Below are 7,854 nucleotides of genomic sequence, written 5' to 3'. Positions count from 1 at the left end.
GGCGGAGTGTGTTTCTCTCGGCCCGCCCCCGCGGGGGCCCCCGCCACCCGGCGCCCCCCGCTCCTGCTCGCCCGATGCCCGTCACCACGGGTCCAAAAACACCGGACCGGCCGTCACGCTCGGTTACCGAACTGGTCCGCCCGCCGGCTGCCCGCTGATCATCGCCGAAGCCGTCCCGCTCTCCGCGAGGTGGTCGCGCATGTAGTCGTCCACCAGGTCGAGGCACCGGCTGACCAGGTCCACGACACACCCCTTCGCCCGGAACGCCGGCCGCTCCACCCGGCCTGCCAACGTCCCGCCGGCACCGACCGGGCCGCACCGCCGAACCGGGCCGAGGCGTTGCCGCACCCGTGGCTGCGCAGAAGGGGTGCGGCCAGGTGTCAGAACCCGGTCGCACCCCCCTCCGACCTGCGGAAGCGGAGGGATTTGAACCCCCGGACGGTTGCCCGTCTCCCGCTTTCAAGGCGGGTGCATTCGGCCGCTCTGCCACGCTTCCCGGTGTGCCGGAGCAGGTTACCCGTCCACGCCCCGCACGTGCGTGATGACCCGCTCGAACACCCGGGCCAGCACCTCCTGCTCCTCCCGCGTCAACAGGTCGATCATGTGCGCCCGCACGCCCTCGACGTGGGTCGGCGCGGACGTCTCCAGCAGCGCCATGCCCTCCTCGGTCAGCTCCGCGAACACCCCGCGCCCGTCCTCCGTGCAGTCCCGACGCCGCAGCAGCCCGGCCCGCTCCATCCGGGCCACCTGGTGCGACACCCGGCTCTTGGAGGACGCCACCTCGTCCGCCAACTGCGACATCCGCATCCGCCACCCGGGCTGTTCGGACAACCGCACGAGCACCTCGTAATCGGCGAGCGACACCCCGTGCCGGTCCTGCAGCTCGCGGTGCAGGCGGTCGGCGAGGACGGACGCCCCGACCACGTAGTTGCGCCAGGCGCGCATCTCGCCATCGTCCAGCCACCGCGGCTCGTGCTCAGTCACCTCCCCAGGCTATGCCGCACATCTCCGTTAACGGACGATCCACGGGGATGTCTGGTGCCGGACAGCTCCGGGAGGCAAACTCCTCCGCCGTACCGCGCCCTCCTACCGGGGCGCCGCAGGGAGGAACCACCCCATGACCTCGTTCAGACGCACCGCGCGGCGCGCCTCGGCGCTCGCGGTGACCGCCGCGGCGGCGTTGGCGGTCACGATCGTGCAGAGCCCCGCGCAGGCCGACCCCAAGCCGGCCCGCACCGTCGACGTCCGCCTGATCGGCATCAACGACCTGCACGGCAACATCGAGCCGCCCACCGGCTCGTCCGGCCGCGTCACGCTGGCGGACGGCACGCAGGTCGAAGCGGGTGGCGCCGCCTACAACGCCACGCACATCAAGAACCTCCAGGCGCAGGTGCGCAACTCGGTGATCGTCGGCCAGGGCGACCTGATCGGCGCGTCCCCGATCGTGTCCGCGCTGTTCCACGACGAGCCGACCATCGAGGTGCTCAACCGGGTCGGCATGGACGCGACCGCGGCCGGCAACCACGAGTTCGACGAGGGCTACCGCGAGCTGCTGCGCGTGCAGCACGGCGGCTGCCACCCGGCCGACGGCTGCCAGTTCCGCGACTCCTACCGGGGCGCGAACTTCCCGATCCTCGGCGCGAACGTCACGCTGGCCAAGACCCGGCTCCCGGCGCTGCCGCCGTTCTGGGTGGAGTTCCGCGACGGCATCCCGATCGGCTTCATCGGCATGCCGCTCAAGGACGTGCCGATCCTGGTCGACCCGAACGGCATCAAGGAGCTGGAGTTCGGCGACGAGATCGCCGCCGCCAACCGGTACGCCGACCTGCTCAACGGCCTCGGCGTGAAGTCGATCGTGCTGCTGGTCCACCAGGGCGACAACACCTCCGGCGGCGGGCCGGACGACTGCCGCACGGTCGACGGCGGCCCCGGCCGCAAGATCGCCGAGAAGGTCAGCCCGAAGATCGACGCCGTCTTCTCCGGCCACAGCCACCAGCACTACAACTGCACGGTCACCGACCCGGCGGGCAACCCGCGCCCGTTCATCGAGGGCCTGGCGTTCGGCCGCGAGCTGTCCGTGGTCGACCTCAAGATCGACCGGCGCACCCGCGACGTGATCCGCTCGGCCACGGTCGCGCGCAACCACGTGGTGACCCGGAACGTCACCCCGGACCCGGACATCCAGTCGATCATCGACCTGGCCAAGTCGAAGTCCGGCCCGATCGCCAACCGCCAGGTCGGCACCATCGCGCAGGACGTCCTGCGGGCGCAGAACCCGGCCGGCGAGTCCGCGCTGGGCAACCTGATCGCCGACTCGCAGCTGGCCGCCACCACGGGCAACGGCGCGGTGCTCGCGCTGATGAACCCGGGCGGCGTGCGCGCCGACCTGACCTACGCCTCCTCGCCCGCCGGCGAGGGCGACGGCGTGGTGACCTACGGCGAGGCGTTCACCGTGCAGCCGTTCGGCAACATCCTCCAGACGGTGACGCTGACCGGCGCGCAGATCAAGGCGGCGCTGGAGCAGCAGTGGCAGGTCGTGAACGGCCAGCAGCGCCAGATCGTCCTCCAGCCGTCGAAGGGCCTGACCTACTCCTGGTCGGCGTCCGCGCCGCTGGGCTCGAAGGTGTCGAACATCGTCCTGAACGGGACGCCGCTGGACCCGGCCGCGAACTACCGCGTCACGATCAACAGCTTCCTGCAGGGCGGCGGTGACGGGTTCAGCGCGTTCACCGGCGGCACGGAGATCACCGGCGGCGGCATCGACCTGGACGCGTTCACCGCCTACCTGACGGCCCACCCGAACACGGTCCCGCCGGCGCTGGACCGCATCACCACCACGCCGTGAGGACACGCACGGTGAGCGGGCTCCCCACGGGCCCGCTCACCGTGCGCGACGGCCGCCGCACCGGGCCGGGCGAATCTCGTTTCACCAGTTCAGGGCCGTCCCCAGCGGTTGTGCATCGGGCCGGACAGGCGCATGCTCGAAGCAGGACCTGCCACCGGCGGAACCCGAGCCGACCCGCCGGCGGCACGCCCGGAAGGGGTAGGTGGTGCGGTGCAGGTAAGTCCTCGCGGTGACGACCAGCGTGCGAGCCGCAACCCCGCGGGCGGAGCGGTTGTCAGACCGGCCCGATCGCGACCGTGAGCGGCTTCGACGGGGTTTCGAGCGCACGGCGCCACGCGCGCCATCGCCGCGCTTGACGATGTTGACCCGGGAAGTCTGAGGGCGCCGTCTCCACCGTCGGCGCCGACCGGAGTCCACGCCGACCCCGCCAACGCAGGTTTCGTCACTTCCACATGGGAAAACCCGGGTGCGGTGCCCCGACGTCGGGCTCCGCACCCGGGCTCGTGCCGTGCGCGGGCCCGGTGCTCCAGCGGTTCGGTGTGCTTCCGTCGGGAGGGCGCGGTGCAGTTCAACGAGAACGCGGAGCTGGACACGTCGCAGGTCAGCGACCAGCGCGGCATCGGCGGCCGGGTCGCCCTGGGCGGCGGCGGGCTCGGCATCGTCGGTCTGATCCTCTACTTCGTGCTCTCCCAGCTCGGCGGCGGCGGGCAGCTGCCGTCCGGCTCCGGGTTCGGCGACGTGGGCCAGGGGCAGCAGGTCGGCTCCGAGTCCCTCAAGGAGAAGTGCCGCACCGGCGCGGACGCCAACCGCGAGACCGACTGCCGCGCGGTCGCGTTCATCAACTCGATCCAGGCGTACTGGACCGACCAGCTCGCCCGCTCGGGCCGCACCTACCAGCCCGCGCAGACCAACTTCTTCTCCGGCGGCGTGTCCACCCGGTGCGGCGACGCGTCGTCCGCGGTGGGGCCGTTCTACTGCCCCGCGGACGCGCAGGTCTACATCGACCTGGGGTTCTTCCAGGAGTTGCAACAGAAGTTCGGCGCGACCGGCGGCCCGTTCGTCGAGGCGTACGTGCTGGCGCACGAGTACGGCCACCACATCCAGAACCTGCTCGGCACGTCCGACCGGGTGGGCCAGGGCTCCGGGCCGAAGTCCGACTCGGTGCGGCTGGAGCTGCAGGCCGACTGCTACGCGGGGGCGTGGGCCAACCACGCGCAGAGCGTGCCCACGGCGTCCGGCCAACCGCTGATCACCGGCGTGACGCAGGACGACGTGGACGCGGCGCTCGACGCGGCGGCCCGCATCGGCGACGACTTCATCCAGGGCGAACTGGGCGGCGGCCACATCGACACGACGCAGTTCACCCACGGCACGTCGGCGCAGCGCCAGAAGTGGTACACGACCGGCTACGAGACCGGCGACCCGGCGCGCTGCGACACCTTCGGCACGGACGACCTGGGCTGATCCCGTGCAGATCCGGTGAATCCGCTGGTCGGTGATCGTCCGACGCGGTAGCTTCCGGGCGAATCACCAGGCCCTGCCCGGCGGCGGCTCGGGGGACGTCGGCATCCCGCGGTGGGCGAGGACCTAGCTTTGGGGGGACATCACCTTGTCCAGCAGCGCTGTCGCGCGCCCGAACGGCGCGAGACGAATGACACGTGCGGTGACGGCGGGCGCGGTGGCGCTCGCCGTCGCGCTGAGCGGTCCGATCGCGTGGGCGCAGGAGTCCACGACGACCACCACGACCGAACCGGCCGCGCCCGCCGAGACCACCACACCAGCCGAGACCACCACGCCGACCGACACCCCGGTCGAGACCCCGACCGGGTCACCGGTCGAAACCCCGGCCGAGACCCCGGCGGGCACCCCGGCAGGCACCCCGGCCGAGCCGACCACCGACACGCCGGCCGAGCCCGCCGAGCCGGCCGAGCGGCCGGCCGACACCGGCGCGACCGAGCCGGAGGTCGGGGCGCTGGCGCTCCCGCCCGCCGTGCGGCCGGACCTCCAGGCGTCCATCGCCTTCGACCGGGCGGAGTACCAGCCCGGCTCCGACATCGGCTTCACCGTCACCGTCCGCAACGTCGGCAACGGCCCCGCCGAGGACGTCCGCTGGCACACCCAGGGCTCGCTGACCCTCAAGTCGGGCGAGACGGACCTGCGTCGCGTGCCCGGCCCGACCCTCGCGCCCGGCGAGAGCAAGACCTACCGGCTCGTCGGCCGGCAGAACGACGCGCGCGCCACCGCGGTGACCTACCTCGTGGAGGCCCGCACGGGCCTCCAGCAGAACCCGTCGACCGACCCGACGCCCCGCGACAACCGGGCCGAGGCCACCGCCACCGTGCCGCAGGGCCGCGGGTCCGCGTCCGGCCTGCTCTACCGCGACGCCGACGGCAACGGCCGGTTCGACGAGGGCGAGGGCCTGGCGGACCTGCCGGTCTACGCCGTCGGCGGCGCGCCGGAGACGTGGCTGAACGCCCGCACGGACGCCACCGGCCGGTTCACCTTCGGCGGCGACATCCCCACCGGCTCCTACCGGGCCTACCTCCAGAGCTACCCGGACCCGGGCGGCGTCATCGCCGCGGGCCGCGCGTGGTTCACCATCCGGTCGGGCGTCGCCGCGAACCTGGAGTTCCCGCTCGCCCCACCGGTGTCCACGGTGCTGCGACCCCGCCTGGAGTTCGACCGCGACACCTACCTGCCCACCGACCCGGTCGGCATCAGGATCACCCTGGAGAACCGCGGCGCCGAGCCGCTGACCGGCGTCGTCGCGGTGTGCGACGAGTCCGGGTCCGACGGCGGCCTCGACGGCCGCTCGCCCGCGTGGGCCGAGCTGAGCCCCGAGGGGCCCGGCGTCACGATCCCCGCCGGGGGGACCAGGGTCGTCACCGTCACCGAAACCGTGCCGGAGGAGTCGGTGCTCGCCGGGTGGATCTCGGTCGCGTGCAACTTCGGCAACAGCGGCCGCGCCACCTCGGGCTACATCGGCTGGTCGGACAGCGCCGAGGTCGGCGCGTTCGGCGCGGTCGAGGGCACGCTGGAGTTCGACGGGGGCGACGGCGAGCGGCCGCTGGACGGCGCCCGGCTGGTCGCGCTGAGCCGCCGCACCGGCCTCGGGATCGCCGAGGCGGTGTCGCACGACGGCGGCTCGTTCACCTTCGGCCGGCTGCCCGCCGGCCCGACGAAGGTGCTCGTCCTGGGCGATTACCGGGACCGGGCCACCGGCAACGGCTGGTTCACCGTCGACGTCGTCGCCGACGGCACCTCGAACGTCACGTTCGCGGTGGAGCCCGGCCCGACCGTCACCGAGCCGGTGTGGCACGAGGAGCTGGAGGTCACCGCCTCCTTCGACAAGGCGCACTACGCCGTGGACGAGCCGGTGACCGCGAAGGTCAAGGTCACCAACGCGGGCACGGGCCACCGGACCGAGGTGCGCTTCGAGCCGGACTACGGGACCACGCTGGGCTACGACATGAGCCAGTGGGGCGCGCTCGACACGTCCTATCGCCCCGGGGTCGGCTACCGGTCCGGCCTCTACCTCTGGCCGGGCGAGTCGTACGAGGTCACGATCGTCGGCCACCCCTCGACGTGGCGGCTCCAGGAGACGGTGACCCTCAAGGGGAAGATCGTCGGCAACGGGTTCGACTCCACGTCCGTGCCCATCGACCTCAGCGCCGGGGTGACCCACCCGACCGGTGACGCCACGGTCCTGGTCTTCGCCGACACCGACGGCGACGGCGTGCGCGACGCGGGCGAGCAGCCGTTGCCCGACGCGGAGGTCGGCTTCAGCGGCGGCCTCTCGGGTCTCGGGTGGCCGACCGGCCGCACCGACGCCGACGGCCGGCTGCGGGTCGAGGGCATGGGCATCGGCAACTACGAGGTCTACGCCTGGCACGGGGACGGCTGGATCGAGGCCGAGGGCTCCTACCGGATCCTCACCGTCACCGCCGGCGGCGACACGACCTACGAGACGGGCCTGGTCCGACCGATCTCGGACGAGCTGAAGGTGTCCATGTCGTTCGACCGGGACTCCTACCTCCCGACCGACCGGCCGACCGTGCACGTCGAGATCGTCAACGGCACGGGCCGCGACCTCGCGGTCCACGCGCTGTGCACCGGCGTGGGCGACGGCCACGAGATGGGCAACGGCCCGGAGTGGGGCCCGCTCGCGTACGACACGGCCCTGCCGCTCGCGGCCGGTGAGACGTGGACCGCCGACGTGTCGGCGATCATCCCGGAGGCGGCGGCCGACTTCGGCTTCGTCACCCTGTACTGCGTCGTCGGCCCGCGCTCCGCCGACGGCGGCTTCGACCGGGGCTCGCCGTTCGCCCGCGACCGCGCCGAGGTGCCGGGCGCGGTGTGGACGACGACCGGCCAGGTGCTCACCGGCGACTGGCCCTTCCAGCCGGTGCCGAACGTCAAGGTCGTGCTGTTCGACCGCGACACCGGCGAGTTCGCCACCGCGACGACGACCGACGCGTCGGGCACGTTCACGTTCCCGGACCTGGCGGTCGGGAGCTACGACCCGGTCGTGGTCGGACCGTGGAAGCTGCGCACCACCATGCAGTACCCGTTCCTGAGGGTCGTCCGCGGCAACACGTACCCGCAGCACATCTACGTGGAGCCGGGCCCCGAGGTGGCGGACCCGACGCCCGTCGCGCCGGGTGGCGAGGGCCCCGCCGGTCCCGTCGGCCCCGGTGGTGACCGGCCGCCGGCCGCGAGCGGCGGCGGTGTCGCCGAGGAGGTCTTGGCCAGGACCGGTGCGAGCGTGCTCGGGATCGGCCTGGTCGGCGTGCTGCTGCTCGCGTTCGGCGTCGGCGCGCGTCGGATCGGACGTCGTCCGGCGCGGTGATCGGCGTTCCAAACCCCCGACCGGGGGGGGGCCGGGGGGGGCGTGGTGGCTCACCACAACTTCGCCGAAGCCACCGCCGCGACCGGCCGCCTCGACGGGACCTTACGACCGCGCCCCCGCCCCCCCCCCCGGGGGGCGGCCGCGCGGCCTGATCCAGTAC

Annotated in this window: 4 protein-coding genes and 1 tRNA gene; 3 read left to right on the top strand and 2 right to left on the bottom strand. The window is 73.1% G+C overall.

From position 1 onward, the window contains the following. Positions 1 to 411 precede the first annotated feature (411 nt). Together ACFXGA_RS03965 and ACFXGA_RS03960 are read right to left on the bottom strand one after the other, a co-directional pair. Positions 412 to 496, bottom strand: a tRNA-Ser gene (locus tag ACFXGA_RS03965). 17 nt (positions 497 to 513) lie between these two features. Beyond that, positions 514 to 984 (bottom strand): MarR family winged helix-turn-helix transcriptional regulator, encoded by a 471-nt coding sequence (locus ACFXGA_RS03960; protein ID WP_378084148.1) that lies wholly within the window; start codon positions 982 to 984, stop codon positions 514 to 516. A 133-nt stretch (positions 985 to 1,117) separates the two neighbouring features. Between ACFXGA_RS03960 and ACFXGA_RS03955 the strand changes: the two genes are divergently transcribed. The 3 genes from ACFXGA_RS03955 to ACFXGA_RS03945 all read left to right on the top strand — a co-directional run bounded on the left by ACFXGA_RS03955 (position 1,118) and on the right by ACFXGA_RS03945 (position 7,694). Next, a complete protein-coding gene (locus tag ACFXGA_RS03955; RefSeq protein WP_378084146.1) occupies positions 1,118 to 2,845 on the top strand; it encodes a bifunctional metallophosphatase/5'-nucleotidase in 1,728 nt (575 codons plus the stop codon). 561 nt (positions 2,846 to 3,406) lie between these two features. After that, on the top strand, positions 3,407 to 4,309 hold the full coding sequence (locus ACFXGA_RS03950) for a neutral zinc metallopeptidase (protein ID WP_378084145.1): 903 nt from the start codon (positions 3,407 to 3,409) through the stop codon (positions 4,307 to 4,309). 187 nt (positions 4,310 to 4,496) lie between these two features. Next, on the top strand, positions 4,497 to 7,694 hold the full coding sequence (locus ACFXGA_RS03945; RefSeq protein ID WP_378084144.1) for a carboxypeptidase regulatory-like domain-containing protein: 3,198 nt from the start codon (positions 4,497 to 4,499) through the stop codon (positions 7,692 to 7,694). The last annotated feature ends 160 nt before the right edge of the window (positions 7,695 to 7,854 follow it).

The organism is Actinosynnema sp. NPDC059335 (genome assembly GCF_042752395.1).
GTDB lineage: Bacteria > Actinomycetota > Actinomycetes > Mycobacteriales > Pseudonocardiaceae > Actinosynnema.
This window is presented reverse-complemented; position numbering and strand designations above follow the sequence as displayed.

Coding starts and splice junctions, on each gene's coding strand:
- ACFXGA_RS03955 (WP_378084146.1), top strand. CDS start 1,118: ATGACCTCGTTCAGACGCACCGCGCGGCGCGCCTCGGCGCTCGCGGTG.
- ACFXGA_RS03945 (WP_378084144.1), top strand. CDS start 4,497: ATGACACGTGCGGTGACGGCGGGCGCGGTGGCGCTCGCCGTCGCGCTG.